Source organism: Bacteroides timonensis, assembly GCF_000513195.1.
GTDB lineage: Bacteria > Bacteroidota > Bacteroidia > Bacteroidales > Bacteroidaceae > Bacteroides > Bacteroides timonensis.
Genome location: NZ_CBVI010000090.1, coordinates 1 through 26,682, shown reverse-complemented (window position 1 = coordinate 26,682; position 26,682 = coordinate 1). Strand labels below are relative to the sequence as shown.

Below are 26,682 nucleotides of genomic sequence, written 5' to 3'. Positions count from 1 at the left end.
GATTTGTTATTTAATTATAGTTTATATTCTATATATCCTGACCGAATGTCACCTTTTTGTCTTATTGTAATCCAGGATTATCTTTTCTCCATCCTTTTCTATCTCTATACAGGTAGAATTGAACAGGGCTTTGCAATAAGGATTATCATATCTATACTGCCAACGCAATGGCATTTCCTTGCCTTTCACATAGAAAGGACTGTCCCAACCGTATGAAATCGCACCTTCGGACGGAGATTCATAACTGATGTCTAGTCCGTTATCATGAACCGATGCGGCAGATATGGCTTCTATAAACTTTGAGAAGCTTCCCCATTGTGATTTTGAACCTGTCTCACAAATCCAGATATTCTGCCGGCCCTTTGCCAGTAGGTCACAGACTTCGCCTCTGTCGTCGGCTCTTAAATCTGCTGTATTTCTTGAATATAAAGCTACATAGCCATCCTCTTTGCATCCAAATATCCAGGAACCGGAAATATGTACTTCATCAAAAGCTTTCACTGGGAAATAAGCATGGGAAAAATCATTCTTTTGATTGACCGGTATGTTATAGATGCAGATTACCACATTCTTGCTTTGAACAGCACGGGGCAGAATTTCGTTACCGGCCCAATAGTTGGGCGACCAACGCAGATTCTTTCCGCCGGGGTGATTGGTATATACCAGAGCCTTATTGTCCAATGTTGCTTGCCATATATGTTGCTGATAGCCCGGAGCACCTTTTCGGTAGTCCAGCGCACAACTCAACATATAGTCCTTAGTACGGTAGGTCTCTATATTGGCCTCTGAAAGTGCAAATCGATCCAGATGCATATCCACAAGTTTACCATGTTCGGCTATCTGCGCATCATATTTTTTAATGTACTCGTCATAGTTCCGATAGGGCCATACGTCGTATTTTTCTGAAATCTGTTTAGACATACGAATAGCCATAGGATGTATGAACTCCTGCATGCCCCAGAAGAGGTGACAATCCAGCTCCTTATCATACGAAATGCCATAGGCAGGAGCATCTTCTACGTTTATACTTACCCGTTGACGGTTTAATAAAGGAGTCTTGTAGTCCACTGCTATTTTTCGGATGACTTCCGGGCAACGGTACGAACTGGTGGAGAGAGCTACGGGCGCCATCACCTCATCCCGGTCATAAGTCCCCACGCCGAATACCAACTTGGTCAATGGAGCCGTATTGTGGGCTCCCATGATGATAGAATGGGCATAATTACGTCCACTTGCCGAGCCGAGGAAACCTTCATAATTATTCAGCGCTACATCAAACATGAGTAAATCCAGCACCATGCCGGCTTTGGAGCGAATATCCTTGTCCTCGGCAAAATCATACAAATTGGCCAGCAGCAATACTTCCACCTCGTAATAAGTGGACATCCATTCGCTGAATCCGAAACGGAAACGATATTCCAACCATTTCATCAGCCTTTCTTTAGCGTGTGCCATGTGTTGCTTGCCGTTCATCCCATTGGTAAACTTTGTTTTTTTATAAAGCTGACCTGCCAGCAATTCCGCGGTATGATAAAGCGCCTGATGGTTTTCCGTATGATAGCAACGGTAGGTTGTATCACGGCGGCCGTCGTCCCACCAATATTTAAAGTCCAGAATACACTCTTCAATGCTTCCTTTTATTTCTGCCGGAAAGAAAGGTTGCCTCTTGTCCAGATAAACCATGCGAAGTAGACAATTGAGTGTAAAGTCATTGCAATCACGGTTCGATTTGATGACGGAAATCACCTCCCTCATCTTGTCCATCTCCAGAGGACGTCCGGAAGCGGCACGCGCTGCCTGGCGGAAGACACCGTAAAGAGGGTGTCCGCCTCCATTCTCTGAGTAGTAATCTAAAAATAAATCACGACGTTCTTCGTAAGTGCCACGAGGAGAACTCCAATATTCATCAGGCTGACGAGCCTGGGTCGGCATGGCAAATAACCACACCAACAACATTGTAAACATCATGTATTTCATAAATTCTTTATTTATTCGTAGCGTCCTTTCCAATCATGCGGGAAAGGAATGGTTTTATAATATTTCAATGAATGTTTGGGCTGTTCCAGATTTGCAGGGATAGGCAATCTTGAATAGTCCTGAAAGAAAAGTAGACAGCCGTCTCGCCACCAGATAGCTTCCTGTTCCTGATACTTCAATAAAGATGCGACATGATTAAAACGTTCACGGTCTATCTTACCATCCAGTTTGTTCCAAATAGCCTGCATCTGCCGAACTTCGTCCACACCTTTGTAGTAATGATAAATAAGTTCATCCCATAAAGTCCTTTCCGAAGCCATCTTATAGTTCCAAGGAACTCGATGAAACCACAGAAGATATTCCTGAGGGCACTCCTTGATATCATCAAACATTTCACTGACCGGGTGATGATATTGTCCGGTAGCTCCCGTCCCCTTGGCAGTTCTGTTTACACCAATACTGTCCTTGGTTATTTTATGATAGTCGAAAGCAGTCCATACCGGATCGTCATGCCAAGGTTCAGGTCCGTTATGTGTGTCATAGTTCATGATATGATTCAGTCCGAGGGGCATGGTATAGTTGACATAGGTTTCACGGGACATCATCATAATTTTCAGTACCGGAGAGAGTACGTTTTCGTCGTTGGAGAAGGTCATTCTCACCCAGTCTTCCGCAATTTTGCCTGAGCTTGTATCCGGATTCCATGCCAGACGACCGAAGGCATACCAGTTGGCTTGTCCGAATAAATGTCCTGTCCAATTAAGGTCTGTACCAATATTAGGAACACCGGCGATGGCTGAAATTCCATGAGATTCCCCGTAGTTTTGCAAAACCTTTGAAACGGTAGAGCCTTTTCCATTCTCATAAGTATCTGATTGGAGGGTTTCTTCAAACAGAGTGCCCAAATATACCAGATGCCCTGCATGTCCAAGATTCTCTTGTGTTATCTGAAACTCTAAAGACAGTGGCGTATCGGGCATACCACCGAATAAAGGGTGAAAAGGTTCACGCGGCTGAAAGTCTATGGGGCCGTTCTTGGGTTGTACAAAGACATTTTTTGCAAATTTACCATCTAGCGGTTTAAACTCATTGTACCCGTTTATCACACGATCTACATGACGTTCATTCTGGTAGACAAATGCTCTCCAAAATACAATACCCCCATAAGGTTCCAAAGCCTCGGCAAGCATATTCGCACCATCGGCATGAGAACAGCCGTAATCTTGTGGTCCGGGTTGACCTTCTGAGTTTGCCTTTACCAGAAAACCACCAAAATCGGGTATTAAAGAATATATTTCTTTCACTTTCTCTTTCCACCATTTCCGCACCTGAGGATCTTTAGGGTCAGCCGTATTCAGCCCGCCTATTTCTTTGGGTGCGCTAAACTTTGCTGTCAGATACACTTTTATACCATAAGGGCGGAATACATCTGCCAGTCCGGAAGCTTTTACCAACCAATCCGTTCGCAAGCTCTTAGCTTGTGCATTCACATTGTTGAGTACCGTTCCGTTGATACCGATGGAGGCATTGGCGCGTGCATAATCCGTATAGCGTTGTTCCTTATAAGATGGAAGCCTTTCCCAATTCCAGATACTATATCCTGCATAACCACGTTCTACTGTTCCGTTCAGGTTATCCCAATGATTTAATACACGATACTTCAGTTTTGGATTTTCCTTAATATATAGTTTATCCAAAGGCTGATTGGTCTGTATCAACCTGAGATAATGGAAAACGCCATATAGTATTCCAACATCTGTCCTGGCTGCTATAGCTATAACCTTTTTCCCTTCTATAGTACAGTCCAGAATTAGATAGCCTTCGTCGGACAATCCGTTAATTTCGGCATAGAAATCTTGCTTCTTAAACAATGGTACAGACTGAGGTGTACCAACCACCAGCATGTTATCCTCTAAAGTCTCCGCTTCTGTATAAGGCATATTTAATAATCCGGACAGACCGGCCTGTAGTTCTTTCTTTGCAGCAATCAGGCTTTCTGCTTCTCCCGGGAACATGATTTTACGGCTTTTCAAGCAGTAGGAGTCGTAAAACTCTCCCTTGCTTACCGGCTTATAACGTAGCCACAGCTCATAACCGTTTTCTGCATGCACCCATTGTGTGCAACATAGCAAAAGAAACAGACATATGTTTTTCAAATTCATGATATTGTCTCCTTTTTATTCGATTACGCCAGCCCAACCACCATTGCGGACCAGTTTCATTGTCAACTTGGCAGAGCTTGTAACTTCTGTTTCTTTCTTTTTATAGTCCATTGCCTGACGGTCCGCATTGATGCCATCTTCAAAATAAGTAAGATGTAACTTTTTGTTTTCCGGCAGGAAACTCAAATCCACCTCAAGATCACGTCCTGTGTTGTTGGTGATAGCGCCAATAAACCATTTATCTCCGCTACGACGGGCAATGATGACATACTCTCCCACTTTGGCATCCAGTACTTTGGTTTCGTCCCATACCACAGGAACACTGGATATGAATTCTGTGCAAGGGCGTTCACGATAGTAATACACCGGGTTATCAGCCAACATTTGCAAACCACTCTCAAACACAACAAACAGAGCCATTTGGTAAGCACGGGTTCCCGAACCCATTGCATTGGCACGGGTGGAGCGATTATCTTCCGGTTGGGCGGAAAGCATAGAGCCGGGGGTAAAATCCATGGGACCTACGGCATTTCGCATGAACGGCAGATAGATGGAATTTGCCGGTTTACAGTTGCCGCCTTGCTCCATGCCCAATACTCCTTCATACGAAAGGACATTCGGGTATCTGCGTTCCAAACCTGCCGGCTTGAATGAACCATGGAAATCTACAAATAATTTGTATTTAGCAGCTTCTTTGGCTACACGTTCGTAATAGTTCACCATCCATTGATCGCTACGGTCCATAAAATCGATTTTTACTCCGGCAATTCCCCAATCGGCAAATGTCTTGAACAAATCAAAATGATTTTCCACCGCCAACCAAGTCAACCACAATACAATCTTCACATTACGTTCTTTGCCATATTTAATCAGTTCTTGCAGGTCAATCGTAGGATTCGGTGTAAACGGGTCACGGGTGCTTTTTGCCCAGCCTTCGTCCATGATGATGTAAGGAATGCCAAAAGATGAAGCGAAATCAATATAATATTTGTAGGAATCCATGTTGTAACCGGAGCGGAAATCAACTCCATACAAACGGGCATCATGCCACCACTCCCAGCTTACTTGGCCCGGCTTAATCCAACTATAATCTTCCAGTTCACAGGGAGAAGAAAGATTGTACACCATCTCATTGGAAATAATATCCCTGTCATCATCGGAAATCACAAAGAAACGCCACGGGAAACTCCTTTTTCCGGAAGTCTTGGCTATATAATCGGCCTCTTTCAATATTTTCATGCTACGGTCACCGTCCTCACCAAATTCCAGCGGACACTTCGGGAAAAGCGATTGCATCCCATTGTTACCGGTACTTTTCAGGAACATACATGGATAATCCTGCAAATCGGCTTCCGATATCAATATCTTGTATTGTTTATCTGTCTCTAATAGTACAGGCAGATAGGTCATACGGTCTGTTGCTTTGTATTCTTTAGTTTGTATATGCGTATATGGATATTCGTAGGACGTTTTAAAGCTGTTCGGCTGAGACATGTGAGCCAAATAGTCAGCCGGGAAATTGATTACGAAATCTTCTCCCTTTACTTCAACCTCACCTTTCTTGTCTGTTACAAAACGATAGGCCATTCCATTATCAAAGACCCGAAATTCGATGGCGTAATTACCTGCCATATTCATGCGTAACGTATTGCAATGATTCTCAACGATTGCATTTTTCAATGGGATTTCCCGTCTTATGCTTTCATCAATCTTGCCACGTTTCAAACTTCTCAGTTTCGGTTGCTCTCCCAGTACTTCATTGCCTAATGTCATAGTCAAAGAACAATTATCCAGTAATAAGTCATTGCCCGAATATACGGAGTAATATACCTTATCTTTTAATTCTATGTTCACTCTCAGTTTGCCGTCGGGCGACTGTACATTGATTTCCTTGGCAGAAACTTTTCCTCCATACATGCACAACAGTGCTATCAGTACAGGCATAAAATACTTATGTATCATTGTTTTTCTATCGTTATAAGGTTATTTTTCCAAAAATGCATTCACACACCACAATACCGGAGCTTGTCCATGCATATTGCCCGATAAAGTGCGGCGGTTCAAGTAGAATTGACGATCGTTCGTCTTGTTGGTGCCTTCGCACACACCGGCAATATCTCCCTTTTCGTCAATATGTTCCACTAAAGCAATCCAGGCTTTCCGAACTATGGGAGTGTAGACAGCCTCATCCAGCCACCCTTGTTTTACGCCTTTTATCATTGCATAAATGAACATAGCCGAACCGGATGTTTCCGTCCAAGTCGTTTTATCATCTACTAATTGTCCCCACAAACCATCTTCTTTCTGATATTTGCGCAAGGTATCCATCATTTTCCGGTACGATTCTAAAATGCGGGTTCGGTTCGGATTGTCCTCAGGCAAGAGTCCGAGAAGTTCCGTCATTCCGGCTGCCATCCATCCATTACCGCGCCCCCAGAAGAATGGAACATCTTCTGCATGATAGAATAATCCGTTCGGTCGCTGTATTTTATCAAGGTAAACCACCATTTCTGCGGCAGCACGGTCTATATACCGGCGGTCTTTGGTTACGAAAAAGGCTTGGGACTGAATGGTTGATATCATAAACATATCATCAATCCAATAACGTGTCTGCCACGATAACCCTTTGTCCAGCAAGGCTTGATACTCTTCTTTATGTTTGGTGTTACGGGGCATTTTCCATTGCTCGTCGGCGTACCAGATTCCCATATGATAATAAATCTCCTTACCCGTCTGCGCATACAATTGCAAAGGTATCGTTCCGAATACGGTATGGTCTACATGGTCGGGTAACGGCTGCAAACGGCGTTCCGGACCGAAGATGGGTAAGAAGCGCTCTTCCAATTGCCGGAGTAGTTTCTTATTATGGGTTATGTTCGCATAGCGCAAAGCTCCAAACCAAGCACATGTTTCAGGATAAGTGATTTCATTGGGGGGAGCCGGATTACCATTAAAATTGGGGTGCGGAACTTCTACAAAGCGCTTACTAACCAGTTCACCCACTGCTTTAGGAGATGCGCCTTCAGGCCAATTCTTAAAAGTTTTTTGTGCCGACAGCCAGATGGGCACAAAAGTCATTAACCCCACTATTATTAATTTACGCATATTTGTTTCTCCTCTTATTTGATGTTGTTCAATAATTCCAGTTTTCCTTCATCCACCAATTTCAGAATCAGTTCTCCGAACAGTGTATTCTGCCATGCAAACCAGGCGCGGGTGAAGTTGGCGGGATCATCTTTGTGGAAAGATTCGTGCATGAATCCGGTTCCTGCATCTGTATCCATCAGCATCTTGATACATTCTTTAATCTCTTGATCATCCTGACTGGTGAAAGCTTTCATCATGATACTCATGGGCCATACCATATCATATCCAATATGTGGGCCGCCTATTCCTTCACCGGCTTTTCCTTTGAAGAAATACGGATTGTCCTGGCCCCATACGAAGCGACGGGTATTCTGATAGATAGGGTCGTTTACATCCACATCTCCCAGATAAGGCATGGCGAGGAGGCTCGGTACGTTAGCGTCGTCCATCAGCATGTGGTTGCCGAAACCATCTACTTCGAAAGCATAGATTGTGCCATATTTCGGGTGATTGTAGGTAGCGTATTTCTGCAGGGCAGTCTCTACCTCGTCAGCCAGGGCTGTGCACTCTTGAGCTAAAGTATCATTTTGATTTACTGTCGAAAGAATTTCCGCAGCTTTTCTTAAAGAAGATACGGCAAAGAAGTTCGATGGAATCAGGAACTGAAATGTCGTTGCATCGTCCGAAGGACGGAAACAGGAAACAATCAGTCCGACAGGGTTGATAGGGGAGCCTAAACCATTATTGTTCAGCGTGTCGAGGGCACGTTCCGTCTTGCGTTGGAATTTGTAAGGGCCGACACCGTCTTTACGTTGTTGCTCTTTGAATGTCTTCAGGATGTTTGTGATAGCTTCCAGCCATGCTTCATCGAAAACGCTGGCGTCACCGGTTTCCTTCCAATATTGATAAGCCAGTCGGAGAGGGTAACAGAGAGAGTCTATCTCCCATTTCCGTTCGTGCAGTTCGGGCTTCATATCTGTATTGTCAGACATCCAGTCGCCGCCTGTGGGACCATCGTTGTATCCGTTGGCATAAGGGTCGATGTTGATGCATAGGAACTGGCGGCGGATGACACCTTCCAACATTTTTTTCAGTTCAGGGTCTTTGTGTGCCAGTTGCACGTAGGGCCAAACCTGTGCACCGGAATCGCGCAGCCACATGGCATGAATGTCACCGGTATAGACAAATGTGTCGGGCTTGCCGTCCAGCAATCGGTAGTGTACGGTTGTGTCCAGCGTGTTCGGGAAACAATTCTCGAACATCCACGCCAGTTTCTGGTTGGTCAGCAGTTTCTTTACCCGCAGGATTTCGGCTTCTACGGCTTTCGAAACGTACAGTCTGTTTTTTACGGCAGGGCGGTTGGTCTTGTAAGCGGCAGTCACCTGGGCATGGTTCACAACTTTGGTGTTGTCTTGTTTTAAAGTTGGTTCCATTGCTTTGGCATTGTTGTGCATACATAACAAGGCTACGGCGCATAGACCGATATTTCTCTTTTTCATGTTTTAAAAGGTATTAGTATATTCTCATTTATTATTTGACGGCCGCAAGGCGGGCATACATTTCAACCATGGCGGCTTGGGTCAGTAACCATTTCCGGTTGTCGTGGGTATTTCCGCTGAGGTCGGTGCTGAATAATCCTTTCTCATCCCGTGCATGTTCCCAGGCATAGTCCAGACTTTGGTTGAAGGAATCCAGATAGACTTTGTTCCGGTCTGCCTGGTACAGCTCGATAAAACCTCTGAGCATGACTGCGGTGAACCAGATATCGCCTTTCTTCAGGAGTTTGATGGTTTTGCCCTGCTCCGTTGCATAGTCCATGAAGAAATAGTTGTGACATGCCCGGGCGATGTTCTGAGCGTCGGTCAGATAGTTTTTGTCACCTGTCAGTTGGTAGAGTAGGGCGGCCGACTGCATCATCTGCCCACTGTTATATGCAAATTTGGCTTTACCTATTTTTCCGTCCAGGGCGATATTATCGAAGTACAGGTAATCGGTAGAATCTTGCAGGTTCGCTTTGGTCCATTCATAAAGGTGTTGACCTTTTACGAAATAGGTACTGTCCTTTGTGGCTTTGAAAAGTTTCAGTGCGAGGACTGAACCGGGAGCATTCGAGCAGGTGTTTTTGGATTCTTTCTTTTGTTCGCACCAGTAGATGCCGCCTCCCAGATTGCTGTCTGTACCACTTTCTATGAAATTCCAGATAAGTTGCGCTTTCCGGAGATATTTTGCTTCTTTGGTAAGCGTGTAAACATCGGTAAAGTCAATGCCCAACCAGACATTATCATCATAGAAACGGTCGGATTGCGCTGCGCTGTTGATGTATGAAGCGTAGGCTTCGGGAGTTCTCCGGGTGTCGAAATATTCTTCCAGTCCTACTAATACTTTATTATCGAGCAGCGATTTGTAGTTTGCATCGCTTGTTGTCTCGAATAAAGCGTTCACGGCAGAGAAGGTTCCGGAATAGGGCCATAGATAGGAATACAGGTTAGGCATATTCTTTTGCTCTTCGGATGCCAGGTAGGTTGCGGTGTAATCACCTATGTTGGAAGGATAATTTTCACGCAACAGGCATGTGCCGGAGACTGAATAATTCTGGTACAAGGAATCCAACGTTTGCTTGGCTCGTGTCAGGGCAAGTTCATTGCCTACGAGGGCTTGTTTTTGCGTATCACAACCTGTTATTGCCAGTACGCATATTAATAGACTGAAAAGCGCTTGTTTTGAATTCATCATTCTTAATTTTGATTGTTATATTGTATGTTTTTCTTTTTTCTCTTTTAGAAAAACAGGTAGTAGCTTCGACTACCTGTTTTTGTTTTCCTGTTCTGAAATCTTTCTTACCTATGTTTTTATCTTACCTATCTCTTCAATCAAGGATACAAATGAAATCTTTTTCTGTTTGCAAAGGTATGCGCAAATGTGGGAAGAGGTATATGAATTCGCGACATTAATGTATGGATGCAGGCAATGGCATAAATATAGATAGATATGTCACAAAACCGTAAAAAGAAGAGGAACAGCCCGTTATGTTTCTGCGGGGCTGTTCCTCATGCTTTCTGTTTTTACTGTTTTTCCATTCGGTCAAGGAGGATAAAAGTCTACGTTCTATCATAAAAGCTTAAGTGTTTGTTTTTCAGTATAAAGATAATGATTTTGTAATGAAGTGGGGGTATGATTCCCTGTTATTTGTAATAAAGTAGGGGTAACTTTGCAGATATTTTGTAATAAAGTGGGGGTAACGGGGTAACTGAGAGAATAAGACTTGTGAAATATTGCTGAGTGCTTTTCAGTCTGCTTCAAAGATAAAGATATTGCTATTTTGCTGACATAAAGATGTAATTTCGTATATTCTGTTGACGTAGCATTGGATTGAATTACTCCTTTTAGCGCAATCCATCGTCTCTTTTCGGGAGAAACACTATCCCTTTTGTTGCAATACACCATCTATTTGCCTTGAACGGATGGTCTTTTCAGACAAAACAGATGATGTATTCAAGTAAAATACACCATCTGTTTTTCGGTAGGGCTACACCTTTTCCCAAAAAGGGTGTAGCCATTTCCCTGAAAGGGTGATACCATGTGGATGAAAGGGTGTAGCCTTACCGGAAACATGCTTTATTTTCTTCTGGTTGAACGAATGACGTGATAACCGGCAATCCCACCTTTTGTCAGCATTCCGCCCGATATCGGGCATTAAAACACTAAAAGAGGACAAATCTTTCCATGATGTTCTTCCAAAAGTGCTTTTCCCCTTCTTCCTGCGTTTCTGCAAATTGAAATCCTTGCGTTTTTTTCTTCCTTCCTTATCTTCGGGCGGAAAGAAGATATTCTCGCGTGATGGGATTATCAAATTGTCAGATTGATAAAATGATTGTATTTTCAGAGTTTTTATAGAAATTATAAAGGAAAAGAATTCGACGAGTTTGTTTATTAATCCAAAGAAATGCTCTATTTTTGTTGAATTCAAATGTCATATAGTAGATTATGAGTAATTACAGATACACATTATCCGATTATCATGCAATAAAGGAGGCAGATATTACCATTAATGGCATAACTGTACTGGCCGGAGAAAACGGATGTGGGAAAAGTACCCTGTCCCGTTGGCTTTATTATCTGATAAATGGTTTCAATAAGTTTGATGAGTTTGTTTATAAAGACTTACTCAAGAAAATACAAAGTTATCTGCGTAAGCCGGACAGAGTTCGGAGGGATATAAAAGCTCGGGGAGATGAGAATAGCAATGTTACTTATAGTCGAATGCTTGGCTCAAAAGTATTTTATGGTGATATAGATGGCCTTTTCAATCAGAGTTTGGACATAATAGACTCCTTTCAGAAAGAACTTTTAAGTTATATTGATGGTGGTGATAAGAGGAATAAAAATCGTATTTTAATATATTTATCCGTACCGGAAGAAGAACTTGATAATTGGGAAAATTATGTATTCTTTTATTGCACCGAGTTGAAAGAAGATGTTGAGGCTGCGTATTTGAGTGCCAAAAGTGATTTGAGTAAACATCCAGTCGCTTCTTTGGGAAAGTATATAAGCTATTTTTTGGCTGAAGAGGATAGTGCTGAAATTCCAGCTTCTATTCAACTTTATGAAGATCAAACATCTCTTTTGACAGAACAAGATTTTAGTATACCTTATATGTTACATAGAGCTATTTATGTTGATACGCCTATGGCACTGTCGATGGATTATCCTGAGTTGAAGCATTGGGCGGAATTGGTAGATATGATGCTTAAATCTGAAGGAAATGATATGCCGGAACAGGGTAAGACTTTTCTAGCTCGCATAAAACGTTCCATAGGAGGTCGGATATCTGCTGATGAAGATGTTTTTAAAGATGAAGAATTGCATTATCATCGTACTGATGGCTTAAATATTAAACTTGAATATACAGCTACCGGAATCAAATCATTCGCTTATCTGCAACGCTTGCTTGAGAATGGATATCTAAATGAAGAATCTCTTTTGCTTATTGACGAGCCTGAGGCACATCTGCATCCCCAATGGATTGTGGAGTTTGCCCGCTTATTGGTACTGCTTCATAAGCAACTGGGACTTAAAATAATGATTGCAACCCATAATCCCGATATGGTTTCTGCTATCCAGTCCATAGCCCGTAAAGAGGACGTGCTGAGAAATACCTGCTTCTATCAGGCAGAAAGAGCTTCAGAAGACTCTATGCAATATGTGTATAAGGATTTGGGCAATGATATAAGTGAAATATTCAAATCATTTAATATCGCCATCTCACGTATTCAAGATTATGGTTCAACTGGTTTGTCAGAATGATATTGTAATATCCCACCCTTTTGCCTGTCATTGTCAGTCTACATTGGATGGCATTGCTGCGAGAGATTATCAGAGATCAGGCTGGTTTGACGGACGCATTGTTTGCCTTTCGCTCGATGATTACGAAACTAATGTCTGCAAGGGTAGTAAAGACAGTACGATGGATGCTGCTATTGGAGTCGGGAATTATGAAAACAACCGTATTACTGCTTCTCGGTTGATGTTAGTGGAATTGAGAATGGGATATGAGAATGTGGATAATTTAAGTGTATCTTCCTTAGAAAGTAAGATAAGTCATTCCAAAGATTTGTTGGCAGGCCATCCTATTGATTGTAAGAGTTATTTTGTCTTTAAAGATGGTGTGTCGGCACAAGCTAAAAGCTGGGTTGAGAGAAGAAGGAAAGAAGTCCGAGAGCGTGGCACATGGGTTGTTTTATCTGTGAATGAGTTTAATCATCTGATTCAGTTTATAGAGGATATGCCTTATGTGCCGAAAAATGATTGGGGAGAAATAGCTCAAAAACTTAAAGATTGCATTGCCAATAAGCATTGGGAACATTTGTGCAAACAAACGGATTATTGGCGGGAAAAAGCTCTTGACTATAAATATCGTTATGAATTGGCTGAGTTTGAGGGCATCTGCACTGCGTTGTTAGATGTATGGAACACAATTAAGCCGGATAATTTGGGATTAAATACATCTTCGGATGATTACTGTCTTTTATATATAACCAAGGATGATCTTTCTTGTTTGAGGGTTAAGTAATCGTCATCCTGAGCTTGTCGAAGGATCTACTCTCTTTGCATAAAGCTGCGCTAGTACGGTTGCCGTCTTTTGCCAAGATAGATACTCCGGGAAGTATCTTCCCGGTGTTATCATTTACAATGCCTGTGACATTGATTTGTGCGCACAAATTGAACGAAAAATGTATATTTAGTTCAGGCAATTTCCTCTTTCACTCGATGAAAGGTAGAAAAAGAAAGCATTAATTTATGAGATCGAGTGAGAGCCGTATTAATTGGCTCCGGAGATGATAATTGCTCCTAAACCGGATATAAACAGAACGAACATGCAAGCCAGAAGAATATTTACCGTCCGTGAAGAGCCTTTGAACTCCTTCCAGATGAATATGCCCCACAAAGCTGCAATCATAGGCGCTCCCTGTCCCAGTGCATACGAGATGGCCGCGCCGGCTTTCCCTGCTGCAATGTAACTCAGAGCCGTACCTAATCCCCAGATGGCTCCTCCCAGCACTCCGACCATGTGTGTGCTGAATTTACCCTGGAAGTACTCTTTATAGCTTACCGGAGTACCTACAAACGGCTTCTTCATCACGATGGTGTTGATAATGAAATTGCTTATGAAGATACCTATTGCGAATATAAAGAATGCCGAATACGGAGTAGCCATTGAGGGAGTAGGCGACTCAAAGTTATTTAAGTCCATGGCAGCGGCAACGAACCGGTAGAAGAAGGACATCAGTACACCTGCTATGATGGCGATAAGAATTCCTTTCTTATTCGTACTGCTTCCTTTCTTATTCATCTTTCCGGCAGCTATGGCATTGAAAATAATGGCGAGTACCACCAGCGCCACACCACTGAAAAGGATTACCGCATCACCTTTGGGCTCGCCAAAGTAGTTGACGAAAACCCCTAATACCAGTGCTATGCCAACTCCCAGAGGGAATGCTACCGTAAGCCCGGCCATCGAGACGGAGGCTGACAGAAGGATATTGGATAGGTTGAATATAACCCCTCCTGCAAAAGCGCTTGTATAGTTCTCCATACTGATCTGTTTCAGATCTTCAACGAAACCGCGTCCGGCATCTCCCGTACTGCCCAGCGTGAATCCTAAAAGGAGGGAGAAGACCAGGATACCGATAACGTAATCCCAGTAGAACAATTCGTAACGCCAGGTCTTCCCGGCAAGTTTCTGTGTATTACCCCACGAACCCCAGCAGAGCATCGTGATAACGCAGAAAATAACGGCTAATGAGTAACTGTCTACAATAAACATGGTATCAGAATTTAAAGTTATTATTTATAAAACATCTATTTCTTTGCGATAGGGCAGGGCGGACTGTGCTCCCATGCGAGTCACTGTGATGGAGGCACACTTATTGGCAAACTTCACGGCATCCAGCACATTCATGTCTTCGGATAAAGCAACGCACAGGGACCCGCAGAAAGTGTCTCCGGCAGCCGTGGTATCCACCGCTTTCACTTTGGGGACGGAAACCTCATGGTATTTGTTGTTTTCCTTAATCAAGGCTCCTTTGGCCCCCATTGTGATAACGACAATGTCCACTCCTTTGGCGCTGATGATGTCCGCAGCTTTCCGGGCACTTTCCCAGTCGGTCACTTTGATTCCCGAAAGAATTTCGGCTTCCGTTTCGTTGGGGATAATCATATACAGGTTTTGCAGCAGCTTGTTGGAAAGCGCGCGGGCGGGTGCCGGGTTTAGGATAACCTTGATACCCTGTTCGCTTGCTATCTGGGCTGCGTATTCCACTGTTTCTATGGGAATTTCCAATTGCATCAGCAAGATATCTCCTTTCTCAATGGCGGGCTGTGCTTTCCGGATATCTTCGGGACTCAGTGAGCCATTGGCTCCGGAGGCGACAGCGATACTGTTTTCTCCGTTCACGTCTACCATAATCAGTGCTACTCCGGAAGGGAGGGTAGGGTCTGAATAGATATTTTCAACGTGAATTCCTTCGTCTTCGTACTGCTCTATGGAACGTTTGCCGAATAGATCGTTGCCGGTCTTGGCTATGAAGTACACATTTCCTTTTAATCGGGCAGCGGCTACAGCCTGGTTGGCTCCTTTACCTCCGGGGTTCATCATGAAACTGCCACCCATTACTGTTTCTCCGGGAACGGGGAGGCGGTCGGCTTTGATGACCATATCTGTATTACAACTACCTATTACAATGATATTCTTGCTCATGGCTATTAATTAGTTTAAGATTAAGTAATTCGGAACTGTGCTTTCTTTTTCTATGCCAAATGTATGCGATAGATAATTCATAAGCAAACAAAAAGTGCACAAATATAATACTGGTAAATTTATATAATATCGTTAATATAAATGTTAAATAGTTGATATACAGCGGGTTTTGTGTATATATGTGTGCGGTATTTTAATATTTGTAATATAGCTAAAGCTTATATTATTCCGCGAAAAGATTGTTTCCTTTTGTTTTTTTCTCTACCTTGCTTTCGTTATTTCAAAATCTACTAATGCTATGTTGAAGTCCGAATCACTTATTCAATTGATTAATAGTCTCACGAAACAAGAGAAGAAAGAGTTCTCCATGTATATATCCAATAAGCCGGAGAAAGACTATATCTTTCTTTTCAGGTTGATTGATGATAAGAAGATCAGTGACCCTGAAGAACTGAAACAGTGTTTCCTGAAGGCAAAACCTACTTCTTCTTTCAATACGGTGGTTATTTACCTGTTTGATCTGCTGATAGAGATATTGACAAAACTGAGAACAGAGCAGGATAGCTATTATCTGTTGTTCAATGAGCTGTTGCATGCCAGGGTGTTGTATGAGAAATCAATGTATCAGGAGTGCTTCCAGGTACTGAAAAAAGTGAAGGAAAAAGCTGTCTATTATGAGAATCATTTTGCACTGCTTGTGGCGCAAAGGCTGGAACTGAATTATCTCTTGACTTTGGATTTCGAAGAGGTGGATGAAAAGAAGCTCCTGAACAAGCAATATAAGATGAATAATACCCTAAAGAATATCAGGCAGCTGAATGAACAGTCTTCATTGCATGAGTTATTGAAGTTGAGAATGCTTAATAGGGGAGCTTCACGATCATTGGAGGAAACACAGAAGTTGGATGATCTGGTGACGAGTGAGATCAGTATCGTGGCAAGTGCAGGCGTCGAGAACTTTGAGATAAAGAAAAACCACCAGCTTTTTCAGGCCAATTACTTTATGATGGTGGGAGATTACAGAGCAGCCTTCAATTCGTTTGTGGAACTGAACAAGCTGTTCGAGGAGAATACGCATCTGTGGAATAATCCTCCGGTATATTATCTGATGACTGTAGAAGGAATGTTAGAGAGTCTTCGCATTATGCATAACTATGAGGGTATGGATTACTTTATAAGGAAGTTGGAGAAACTGTCTTCACCGTCATCGAGTTTTCAGTTGAATGTAACTTATGTGATATTCATATACAGGCTATTTTCCTATATCGATAGAGGAGAGTTTGAGCAGGCGGGTTTGTGGATTGCTGAACATCAGGCTTCGCTGATTGATAAAATGGCCTTATTAAAAGAACAGCAACAGGCGGAAATGTCCTTGTATGTCGCCTTGATCCATTTGGGGAACGGGGAGTACAGGAAAGCTCGGAAACGGTTGAGTACGACTATCGGGAGAGGACATCTATATTCTCTGCCACTGTTTCGCACCATTAGGATCGTGAATGTGATGATTCATTATGAGTTGGGGGATGTAGACTATATCCAGTCCGAAGTTCGCTCTATCAAGCGGGAAATGTCCAAAAATAAAGGGCATAATCTGAAGGTAGAATCTTTTCTGCTTAAATTCTTGAATTACTCTTTTGTTGATACGGACCGGAAAAAACGAGCGAAAATATGGGAAAGTATGGCGGAGGAAGTTCACGCTTTGTATGCGGATAAATATGAGACTCAGATTTTGCGTAAGTTTGACTTTGTAGCATGGGTTGAGGCCAAGATATTTGAAGTTCCCCTAAGTGATATTCTGAAGCGGGAGCATGCCTCGAAGAGTAAGTGGCAACGTAAATAGTGTGAATGAGGATGCATCAGAATCGTGTCTGATACATCCTCATTCTTCTTTTATTTCTGTGTTTTCTTCTTTCCGTAGAAGAACATGAAATACACTCCTATGATTACAAACGGAACGCTGAGCCATTGTCCCATATTCAGTGACATGCTATTCTCGAAATCTACCTGATTCTCTTTCAGGAATTCTACGAAGAAGCGGAATACAAAAATTTCTGTCAGACAGAGTCCGAAGAAGAAACCACGATGCAGCTTCTTGCCGTAATTTTTATACAGGAAAATCATCAGCAGGAAGAAAATGAAGTAGGCGATTGCCTCGTAAATCTGTGCCGGATGCCGGGGAAGCATATCTACCCGTTCGAATACAAATGCCCAAGGCACATCGGTCGCTTTACCGATAATTTCAGAATTCATCAGATTGGCAAGGCGGATGAAGCAGGCGCAGATAGGAGTTGCTACGGCAATCATGTCCAATACGTCCATATAGTGCATTTTCATCTTCCGGCAGTACAGCCATAGGGCTATCATCAGCCCCAACGTGCCTCCATGACTGGCGAGACCTGCATAGCCGGTCCATTTCCAACCTCCATCGGGCAGGAACTGTATAGGCAATATCATCTCCCAGAAATGATGAAGATAGTATTCCGGCTGATAGAACAGGCAATGTCCCAGGCGTGCTCCGATGAGGATGCCAAAAAAGCAGTAAAAGAACAGCGGTTCAAACTTATCATCGCCGATTTTTTTGTCTCTGTACTGGTAGCGGACTACGAAATAGGAACAGGCGATACCGATGACCCATAACAGACCGTAATAGCGTACGGGAATATGGCCGAACAGATTGAATAGTTCGGGGTTTGGGTCCCAATTGATGCTGAGTAATGGAAGCATAATATATTTTTTATTAAGTTTATTGTTTCAACTTCTGAACTTCTCCGCCACCATCCGATACGTCGGAACGTCGATTCCTTGTTCCTCAGCAGCAGTAATCATATCGAATAGCAGTCCTTGTACTTCGCTTTCATGTCCTTTGGCTATATCCTTCTGCATGGAGGCGGTGCTTTCCGGGGCAAGTTTGTCGATTACTTTGAGGTTATACTCCACAATGTCTTCTTTGAACTCAATACCCAATTTCCGGCCCAAAGCGGCACTTTCTTCTGAAAGACCAATGAATGTATCCCGAACCTTGCCGGGCTTCTGTACTTCGCCCATAGGCACATCGTAATAAGCTCCGGTAACAGCCATGGCAGAGATGAAAGACCACTTCACAAAGGTATCCCGATTGATGTCCGGAGATATCTCTGCTTTGATGCCACTTTCTTCTAAATCCTGCCGAACAGCCTCCAACGTTCCACGGGGAACAACCGTGTCTTTATGTGCTCCGTATACCAAGCGGAATATCTTTCCCATCTGGGTAATTTCACCTTTACCTGATACGAAACCGACAATGTAAATACAGCCGTCCAGTACCGTTACTCCGGGTACAAGGCGCTGAATGCGCGGACCTGTCCCATATACATTGAGAATGGGGATGACAATAGTGTCTTTATGCGATACACGCTTGATTAAGTCAGTGATAGAATCAACCGAATAACCTTTGACACATACGAAAATGACATCGGCACTGCCGTTATATTCTTCGGCAGTATATGCTTTTACCGGTAGTGTATGTTCACCTTTCAGGTCAGAGTGCAGGCGCAATCCATGTTCGCGTATGGCAGTCAAGTGTTCGCCGCGGGCTATACAAGTCACATCTTTCCCGGCAAGAGAAAGAAAAGCGGCGATACTGCCTCCTACGCCGCCTGTACCGGCTATGAGATATTTCATAACCTGTAATTGATTATACGTTAAACCGGAAGTGCATGATATCGCCATCCTGCACTATGTATTCTTTTCCTTCCACGCCCAGCTTTCCGGCTTCTTTTACAGCAGCTTCGCTACCATATTGCAGAAAGTCTTCGTACTTGATAACTTCAGCGCGAATGAAGCCCTTCTCAAAGTCTGTATGGATAACGCCGGCGCATTGCGGAGCTTTCCAGCCTTTTTCATACGTCCAGGCACGTACCTCTTGTACACCGGCAGTGAAGTAAGTTTGCAGGTTCAGTAGGCTGTAGGCTGATTTGATAAGGCGGCTTACACCTGACTCTTCCAGTCCTACTTCTTCGAGGAACATCTGGCGGTCCTCATAAGTCTCCAGTTCAGCAATATCCGCTTCTGTTTTGGCGGCTACCACCAAAATTTCGGCATTCTCATCCTTGACGGATTCCCGTACCATATCTACGTATTTATTACCTTTTACAGCACTTGCTTCATCTACATTGCATACGTACATCACAGGTTTGGAAGTCAGCAGGAAGAGTTCGCGGGCAAGTTTTATCTCATCTTTAGTCTCAAATACTACGGTGCGTGCTGATTTGCCTTGCTCCAGTGCTTCTTTGTACTTTACCAGTACGTCGTAGGCAAGTTTAGCGGTCTTGTCTCCACCGGTCTGTGCTTGCTTTTGTACTTTCTGTATGCGCGACTCGATGGTTTCAAGGTCTTTCAGTTGTAGCTCATAATCGATGATTTCCTTGTCACGTACGGGATTTACACTTCCGTCTACATGTGTCACGTTTTCGTCGTCGAAGCAACGCAGCACATGGATGATAGCGTCTGTTTCTCGGATATTTGCGAGGAATTTATTACCTAATCCTTCACCTTTGCTGGCACCTTTTACCAATCCGGCAATATCCACGATTTCCACTGTAGTGGGGACAATTCGTTGCGGATGTACCAAGTCGGCGAGCTTATTCAAGCGCTCATCGGGTACGGTAATTACACCTACATTCGGTTCTATTGTACAGAAAGGAAAGTTTGCTGCCTGCGCTTTTGCGTTGGACAAACAGTTGAAAAGTGTTGATTTACCTACGTTCGGCAAACCAACAATACCACATTGTAAAGCCATTATCTATTTTGTTATTACTTATTTTCTTGCTGCAAAGATAGGTATTCTTCTGTTTATCTGATAAAAGATTAGGTTTTAATTAACGTTGCCCTATGTCTTTCAATGCTATGTAGTGTTATTCTGTATATTGTTTCCGTATATCTATATGGAAATAGACAGGCAATATAAAGGTACTTTCCACACACAAACCTCTTTGTCTGGCAGGCTTCCAAGCTGGCATGGAAAGAACGAGGCGTTTTGCCTCTTGATCCAGCATTGGTGATACACTCTGGAGGATTTTAGGATCGGTAGCTTTACCCTTTCATCAATAGTGAACTGTATTAGTATTTCTCCTTCTTCCCCTTGCTTAAAAGCTTCCTGAGGATATTGTTGGTTTTCTTTAAAGAATTTGTATAAAGCTTCTTCACCATCTGGAAAATAGGTATCTGCATATACAAGTTCAAACGTACCATCACGGTCGTCTTCATAAGGTTCACCTTTTTCAATGATTTTCTTATCTTTTCTTACATGTACATTTTTCAATCTTTGAATACGTGGTTGCATTTGTACTATGAAGCCGGTAGTATCTTTCTCCTGTAATTGTTTGTATGCATCTTCTTTTCCTGCATAGGTAAAGTATAGGGTTTCTTTAGGTTTGGCATCTATGTAGAAATTTCCGTTTGAGTCTGAAATTGTTCCACGCATACTTCCGGGTATGTAGATACTTACCTTGGGGAGAGCGTTGTTATCTGTATCCACAACCTTTCCCTTAAAGAATATCCTGTCTGGATTAAGTGGTTCAAAAGGTCTGATTTGCGCTTTCAAAAATGAGGGAAAGAATAGTAATATGCCAAGTATGGCATTATAATAAGGTGCTTTCATTATTGGAGGCTTAATTGTTTTTTTCTTCTGAAAATAATTTGTTGAATGTTCTTTTGAGCAAATCTTCGTTTAGGATAATAGTTTGTAGTTCTTTCAGGCGTTCTGTATTCTTGGAGTCTGGAAGCCAGAGTTTCAGATATCCTCCAGGTGCATATTTGTCCATTAAATGCTGATGAAAACGTTGATAGTGCCATTCTTTATCTGCTTCTGGTTGTTGTTTCAGCCCGTATTGTACAGTGCGGCGTAGAGTGATAGTGGGGTCAATCACGCGATCTGCTTCTGCGACTATTTTTCCGTAAATACTCCGAGGTTCATGATCCGTAGATGCCCGGTGATCTTCTACCGCTTCTTTCATTGTTTCTATTTCTATCTCATTAAACCATTGGCGGAGAGCGACATCTTGCTTCAGAATCTCACCTGAGATTAGGTGATGTGTAGCACGATCATGACAAAGCCCGGTGTCGTGGTAAGCGGCAATAGTATATGCCATACTTTCATTTACATCATACTGTTTGGCAAGTGAAAGGCTCTCTTCTATAACGGCCTGTACGTGCGAGAGGTTATGAGCCTTGTCGAACTTCTCATAACGTGGAATGATTTCTGTTTCAATGTAGTGGGTGAGGTTGGCAGGTATCATAAATAGATGCTTTTTTTGAAAGGCAAAGTTATGAAAAAAGCCGGAATACATCGCGTATTCCGGCTTTCATTGGTGTACAAAACTTATAAAGGTTTCGGTTCGTTCAATTTGTTAGAATTTTAAGAGAGTATCTGTAAGATTTACAGGCTTGGATTGTCCATTGTAACCGTCATATCAGGTACAAGGACGTATGCTTTTTGTTTGCTGTTCCATTTATAATAAGTGGTAGTGATGCTTTTTCCCTGATAGGCGTAGCAAATGCGGAGGTCGTTTTCCCAAGTATTCTTTTGGCTGTTCCACTTCATAGTTTCACTTTCCGTCATACGTTTTTGGTCATCATACTTGTAGCTGTACTTCATGTAGTTTGCTAAAGTTCCACTGTCCATCTTGTAAACGGTTTGCCCAACCATCACTCCGTCTTTCTCTTCCGAATTGTAAATAAGGTTGTTTTTGTTAGCTGCAGAAGCTGCCATAGCACTAAAAAGAATTACTGCTGATAAAGCAACTGTTTTTAAAAATACTTTTGTTCTCATGGTCCTATATGTTTTTAAGTTATCTCTTACTATATTCTATCGATATGTCATTGAATCCGCTGCAAATGTACGTATTTAATTGACATAAATATAATATATGAATTAAATATAGACAAAATGTCAGATGTGGTTGTTTTTATATACTTTCTTTTTGCCAAGATTGATGACAAAAAAATATCCGGCAGTGATGTTGCCGGATATTATGGTGAGCAAACTGTATTTCGAACAGATTACTTCAGTTGCTTTCTGATTGTAAGTTAAATAAAGTTATAGGTGGAATTAATGGGCTTCCAACCAGTTCTTTCCCCACCCACAGTCGGCTCTCAGGGGTACGTGCATACGATATGCGCGTTCCATTTCTTCAATTACAATTTGTTGCACAAACTCTTTTTCAGCCTCTGGAACGCTGAAATTTAGTTCATCATGGACCTGTAAAATCATCTTTGCTTTCAGATTGTTACTTTGAAAGCGTTTGTAGATGCGTGCCATGGCAACTTTAATGATATCAGCTGCACTTCCCTGGATAGGCGCATTGATGGCATTGCGCTCTGCATATCCGCGTACGGTTGCGTTGCGGGAGTTGATATCGGGCAGGAAACGTTTGCGGTGGAAGATCGTTTCCACATATCCTTGTTCGCGTGCTATCTGAATACTTTTATCCATATATTCACGAACTTGCGGGTAGGTTTCGAAATATCCGTCGATCAATTCTTTGGCTTCTTTACGGTCCACATTCATACGTTCTGCCAATCCAAAGATAGAAATACCGTAGATGATACCGAAATTGGCTGTCTTGGCTTTGCGACGCATGTCGGAAGTGACGTCCTTTATGTCTACCTTATATATTTTAGCGGCAGTGGCGGCATGAATATCATAACCGCTGAGGAAGGCGTCAATCATATTCTTATCTTCGCTTAGGTGCGCCATAATGCGCAACTCTATCTGTGAATAGTCGGCGGAGAAGAACTCGCAACCATCGTCCGGAATGAAGGCTTTACGGATTTCCTTACCGTCTTCGTCGCGGATAGGAATGTTTTGCAGGTTCGGGTTACTGGAACTGAGTCGTCCGGTAGCTGTGACTGCCTGGTTAAAAGAAGTATGAATACGTCCTGTGCGTGGATTGATCAGCAGGGGGAGAGCATCGATATATGTTCCTAATAATTTCTTCAATCCACGGTATTCGAGGATCTTTCCGATAATCTCATGTTTATTGCGCAGGCTTTCCAGCACCTCTTCCGAAGTGACGTATTGTCCTGTCTTGGTTTTCTTCGCCTTATCCGTAATCTTCAGTTTGTCGAACAGGATTTCGCCCACCTGCTTGGGTGAAGCTATATTGAACGTTTCCTCTGCCAGTTCATAGATTTCTTTTTCTATCTCTTGCAGGCGGACAGTGAAATGTTCGGAGGTTTGTTTCAGCGCTTCGGTATCAATGCGCACCCCGTTACTTTCCAGATTGGCAAGTACGCGTACGAGCGGCATTTCTATTTCATAGAAGAGATGTTCAACCCTCTGCTTCTTCAATTCTTCTTCAAGTACATTCTTTAGCTTTAAAGTAATGTCTGCATCTTCGCATGCATATTTGTAAACTTCTTCTGGTGGAAGGTCCCGCATGTTCTTTTGGTTCTTTCCTCTCGGGCCGATAAGTTCATCAATGTGGATGGTTTGATAATGCAGGTAAATTTCTGCCAGGTAATCCATGTTATGACGAAGTTCGGGTTGTAAAACGTAATGTGCGATCATGGTGTCGAAAAGTTCACCTTTCACTTCCATCCCGTAATTTTGAAGAACAAGAATATCGTACTTGATATTTTGTCCGACTTTCATTGAAGTTTCATTTTCGTAGAGCGGCCGGAACTCATTTACTATTTTTAACGCTTCTTCCCGTTCTGCCGGAACCGGAACATAATAAGCCTGATTTTCGGTATCGCTGAAGCTCATCCCTACCAATTCTGCTTCCATTGGTTCGGCTGAAGTCGTTTCTGTATCTATTGAGAGAATTTTAGTTGTAAGCAACTTTTTAATAATTTTGCTCCTTTTCTCTTCTGTATCAATGAGTTGGTAGTCAGTATTGATGGTTTCTAAACGCGCGAGATTTGAATTTTTGGAATCTTCCGGCCCGTTGGACGCAAATTCTTCAAACAAATTGCCTTGAACCGGACCGTTATTTTGAGTAAAAAGCGGGCCTGGTGAAAAAAGATCGGGAGCAACGGAAGAAGGGGAGGGGGAGCTACTCTTTTTGAGTACACGGTCAATGAGTGTACGGAATTCCAATTCTTCGAAAATTTTCCGGAGTTCTTCTTCATTCGGTTCTTCACGAACGAGAGCTTTCATGTCAAGTTTGATGGGAACATCAATTTTGATTGTTGCAAGGAATTTGGAGAAGGTAATCATTTCTCGGTTATTTTCGACTTTCGTCTTCAATGCACCTTTTAGTTCATCGGTGTGCTCCAGAAGATTTTCGATACTGCCGAATTCACTGATCAGCTTTTGTGCGGTTTTCTCTCCGACACCGGGACATCCGGGAATATTATCGGAGGCATCCCCCATTAATCCCAACATGTCAATAACCTGCTGGGTGGACTGAATGTCGAATTTAGCTTTTACCTGTTCTATTCCCATAACCTCAAACCCGCCGGTATGTTTGGGACGGTACATGAATACATTTTCAGATACTAATTGGCCATAGTCCTTATCGGGAGTCATCATGTAAGTGGTGATGCCTTGTTGTCCTGCCTCAGTGGCAAGCGTACCGATGACGTCGTCGGCTTCGTATCCCGCTACTTCCAGGATGGGAATGCGGTATGCACGTATAATATCCTTTATAATAGGTACGGAAAGGCGGATAGCTTCCGGAGTTTCCTCACGTTGTGCCTTATATTGTTCGTAGGCCTCATGGCGGAAGGTCGGTCCGGCGGGATCGAAAGCGACTCCGATGTGAGTAGGGTTCTCTTTTTTGAGTACTTCTTCTAGGGTATTTACAAAGCCCAGAATGGCGGAAGTATTGAACCCTTTTGAGTTAATCCGAGGGCTCTTGATGAACGCGTAATAGGCGCGATATATCAATGCATAGGCATCGAGAAGAAACAGTTTATCGTCAGAATTCATATATTTATCCTTTTTTTCATGGTAAAAGTACAAAAAAATACCGTATTAAGTGTTTTATTACTATTTTTGTGGGAAAATAGCGATGCATGGACAACTCATCACTCATAAAAACTCCGATAGTGGCAGAACTGGACGATTTCAAAAAGCTGTTTGACAATTCGCTTACCAGTTCTAACTTTTTGCTGAATGAAGTAATTTCACACATTCGACAAAAGAACGGGAAGATGATGCGTCCGATTTTGCTGCTGCTTGTGGCAAAGCTATATGGACGGATTTGTCCCGAATCACTTCATGCGGCGGTTTCCCTTGAATTATTACATACGGCCAGTCTGGTACACGATGATGTGGTGGATGAAAGCACCGAGCGTCGCGGACAGCTGTCGGTGAATGCTATTTATAATAATAAGGTAGCGGTACTGGTGGGTGACTACCTTTTGGCAACTGCACTTGTGCAGGTAGGCAAGACGCATAATTACGCTATTATTGATGTGGTTTCCCGTCTGGGACAGAATTTGTCCGAGGGTGAACTTCTTCAACTTTCTAATGTAAGTAATCTCCAATTCTCCGAAGAAATTTATTTTGATGTGATCCGTAAGAAGACGGCTGTGCTCTTTGCTGCTTGTACTAAATCGGGTGCTCTCTCGGTAGGAGTGACTGATGAACAGGCAGAATTTGCGCGCCAGTTCGGTGAATATATCGGTCTTTGCTTCCAGATTAAGGATGATATATTCGACTATTATGATAGTAAGGAGATAGGTAAGCCAACAGGAAACGATATGTTGGAAGGCAAACTGACCCTTCCCGTTCTTTATGCCTTGAACTCTACCAAGGATGAAAGTGCGGAAGAGATTGCCGTCAAAGTGAAAAATGGTACTGCCTCGGCCGATGAAATCGCCCGATTAATCGAATTTGCCAAGCAACAAGGTGGCATTGAATATGCTGTGCAGACCATGTTTGCCTATAAGGAAAAAGCACTTTCATTATTGGCGTCCTTGCCTGATTCAGATGTAAAAGCCGGCCTTGCTGCTTATTTGGATTATGTAGTGGACCGCGATAAATAATCAACCAAATTTATATTTTACCCAAGGGCTTTCGGGACTCTCCATCGAAAGCAGGAAATAGCGGATTGCTTCCTGGAAGTTCTCTTCGCCGGGATAACTCATGACTTGTCCTAACAGGAAGCTTTTGCCTATCTCTTTCCAGCAAGAGAATGTTTCACGGCATTTCTTACCAGCAAATTCTATGTAATTCCAGGCTTCTTCTTCAGCTAAAAGTCCATAGTCGGT

General features: G+C 42.8%; 21 protein-coding genes and 1 pseudogene. 4 read left to right on the top strand and 18 right to left on the bottom strand.

Translation table 11 applies throughout. From position 1 onward, the window contains the following. Nucleotides 1–48 precede the first annotated feature (48 nt). The 7 genes from BN161_RS16555 to BN161_RS16525 all read right to left on the bottom strand — a co-directional run bounded on the left by BN161_RS16555 (nucleotide 49) and on the right by BN161_RS16525 (nucleotide 11,076). Nucleotides 49–1,977 carry a hypothetical protein gene (locus BN161_RS16555; RefSeq protein WP_044268308.1) on the bottom strand — a complete coding sequence of 643 codons (1,929 nt, stop codon included), beginning with the start codon at nucleotides 1,975–1,977 and terminating at the stop codon, nucleotides 49–51. Between the two features lie 11 nt (nucleotides 1,978–1,988). After that, nucleotides 1,989–4,139, bottom strand: coding sequence for an alpha-glucuronidase family glycosyl hydrolase (locus BN161_RS16550; protein WP_044268304.1), 2,151 nt, complete (start codon nucleotides 4,137–4,139; stop codon nucleotides 1,989–1,991). 15 nt (nucleotides 4,140–4,154) lie between these two features. After that, on the bottom strand, nucleotides 4,155–6,101 hold the full coding sequence (locus tag BN161_RS16545; protein WP_081743729.1) for a glycoside hydrolase family 97 protein: 1,947 nt from the start codon (nucleotides 6,099–6,101) through the stop codon (nucleotides 4,155–4,157). Between the two features lie 21 nt (nucleotides 6,102–6,122). Next, nucleotides 6,123–7,244 carry a glycoside hydrolase family 88/105 protein gene (locus BN161_RS16540; protein ID WP_044268297.1) on the bottom strand — a complete coding sequence of 374 codons (1,122 nt, stop codon included), beginning with the start codon at nucleotides 7,242–7,244 and terminating at the stop codon, nucleotides 6,123–6,125. A 14-nt stretch (nucleotides 7,245–7,258) separates the two neighbouring features. Continuing rightward, nucleotides 7,259–8,725, bottom strand: coding sequence for a glycoside hydrolase family 125 protein (locus tag BN161_RS16535; protein ID WP_044268295.1), 1,467 nt, complete (start codon nucleotides 8,723–8,725; stop codon nucleotides 7,259–7,261). A 31-nt stretch (nucleotides 8,726–8,756) separates the two neighbouring features. Further along, complete coding sequence (locus BN161_RS16530) at nucleotides 8,757–9,956, bottom strand: glycoside hydrolase family 76 protein (protein ID WP_044268378.1); 1,200 nt, start codon at nucleotides 9,954–9,956, stop codon at nucleotides 8,757–8,759. A 796-nt stretch (nucleotides 9,957–10,752) separates the two neighbouring features. Then, nucleotides 10,753–11,076 (bottom strand): hypothetical protein, encoded by a 324-nt coding sequence (locus BN161_RS16525; protein ID WP_125910860.1) that lies wholly within the window; start codon nucleotides 11,074–11,076, stop codon nucleotides 10,753–10,755. Nucleotides 11,077–11,210: 134 nt separating this feature from the next. On the opposite strand from BN161_RS16525, the gene BN161_RS16520 reads away from it, so the two are divergent. After that, nucleotides 11,211–12,530, top strand: coding sequence for an AAA family ATPase (locus tag BN161_RS16520; protein WP_044268291.1), 1,320 nt, complete (start codon nucleotides 11,211–11,213; stop codon nucleotides 12,528–12,530). Then, a complete protein-coding gene (locus BN161_RS16515) occupies nucleotides 12,505–13,296 on the top strand; it encodes a hypothetical protein (RefSeq protein ID WP_125910859.1) in 792 nt (263 codons plus the stop codon). The genes BN161_RS16520 and BN161_RS16515 overlap by 26 nt, the downstream gene beginning before the upstream one ends. A gap of 249 nt (nucleotides 13,297–13,545) precedes the next feature. Here BN161_RS16515 and BN161_RS16510 read toward each other — a convergent pair whose 3' ends face one another. Both BN161_RS16510 and rbsK read right to left on the bottom strand, forming a co-directional pair. Next, nucleotides 13,546–14,550, bottom strand: a complete 1,005-nt coding sequence (locus BN161_RS16510) for a GRP family sugar transporter (protein WP_044268288.1) — start codon at nucleotides 14,548–14,550, stop codon at nucleotides 13,546–13,548. 24 nt (nucleotides 14,551–14,574) lie between these two features. Continuing rightward, entirely contained in the window at nucleotides 14,575–15,483 is a 909-nt protein-coding gene (gene rbsK / locus BN161_RS16505; protein ID WP_044268285.1) for a ribokinase, read from the bottom strand. A gap of 298 nt (nucleotides 15,484–15,781) precedes the next feature. On the opposite strand from rbsK, the gene BN161_RS16500 reads away from it, so the two are divergent. Beyond that, complete coding sequence (locus tag BN161_RS16500) at nucleotides 15,782–17,323, top strand: hypothetical protein (protein WP_044268283.1); 1,542 nt, start codon at nucleotides 15,782–15,784, stop codon at nucleotides 17,321–17,323. A gap of 50 nt (nucleotides 17,324–17,373) precedes the next feature. On the opposite strand, the gene lgt is transcribed toward BN161_RS16500, so the two are convergent. The 8 genes and pseudogenes from lgt to polA all read right to left on the bottom strand — a co-directional run bounded on the left by lgt (nucleotide 17,374) and on the right by polA (nucleotide 25,396). Next, complete coding sequence (gene lgt, locus BN161_RS16495) at nucleotides 17,374–18,207, bottom strand: prolipoprotein diacylglyceryl transferase (protein WP_044268281.1); 834 nt, start codon at nucleotides 18,205–18,207, stop codon at nucleotides 17,374–17,376. 27 nt (nucleotides 18,208–18,234) lie between these two features. Continuing rightward, nucleotides 18,235–19,143: a ketopantoate reductase family protein gene (locus BN161_RS16490; RefSeq protein ID WP_044268279.1), complete on the bottom strand. Its 909-nt coding sequence runs from the start codon at nucleotides 19,141–19,143 to the stop codon at nucleotides 18,235–18,237. A gap of 13 nt (nucleotides 19,144–19,156) precedes the next feature. Beyond that, a complete protein-coding gene (gene ychF, locus BN161_RS16485) occupies nucleotides 19,157–20,260 on the bottom strand; it encodes a redox-regulated ATPase YchF (RefSeq protein WP_007211200.1) in 1,104 nt (367 codons plus the stop codon). Nucleotides 20,261–20,375: 115 nt separating this feature from the next. Next, complete coding sequence (locus tag BN161_RS30605; RefSeq protein ID WP_244436526.1) at nucleotides 20,376–20,516, bottom strand: hypothetical protein; 141 nt, start codon at nucleotides 20,514–20,516, stop codon at nucleotides 20,376–20,378. 308 nt (nucleotides 20,517–20,824) lie between these two features. After that, nucleotides 20,825–21,121, bottom strand: a pseudogene (locus tag BN161_RS30600) (carboxypeptidase-like regulatory domain-containing protein); the annotation flags it as partial. Between the two features lie 10 nt (nucleotides 21,122–21,131). Next, entirely contained in the window at nucleotides 21,132–21,758 is a 627-nt protein-coding gene (locus BN161_RS16475) for an HD domain-containing protein (RefSeq protein WP_044268275.1), read from the bottom strand. A 140-nt stretch (nucleotides 21,759–21,898) separates the two neighbouring features. Then, nucleotides 21,899–22,291, bottom strand: coding sequence for a DUF3836 domain-containing protein (locus BN161_RS16470; RefSeq protein ID WP_044268273.1), 393 nt, complete (start codon nucleotides 22,289–22,291; stop codon nucleotides 21,899–21,901). A gap of 279 nt (nucleotides 22,292–22,570) precedes the next feature. Beyond that, nucleotides 22,571–25,396: a DNA polymerase I gene (gene polA, locus BN161_RS16465; RefSeq protein WP_044268268.1), complete on the bottom strand. Its 2,826-nt coding sequence runs from the start codon at nucleotides 25,394–25,396 to the stop codon at nucleotides 22,571–22,573. An 86-nt stretch (nucleotides 25,397–25,482) separates the two neighbouring features. On the opposite strand from polA, the gene BN161_RS16460 reads away from it, so the two are divergent. Then, nucleotides 25,483–26,457, top strand: coding sequence for a polyprenyl synthetase family protein (locus BN161_RS16460; protein ID WP_044268266.1), 975 nt, complete (start codon nucleotides 25,483–25,485; stop codon nucleotides 26,455–26,457). Here the strand turns inward: BN161_RS16460 and BN161_RS16455 are convergent. Continuing rightward, the coding region (locus BN161_RS16455) for a DUF1266 domain-containing protein (RefSeq protein ID WP_044268263.1) at nucleotides 26,458–26,682 on the bottom strand (225 nt) is incomplete at its 5' end.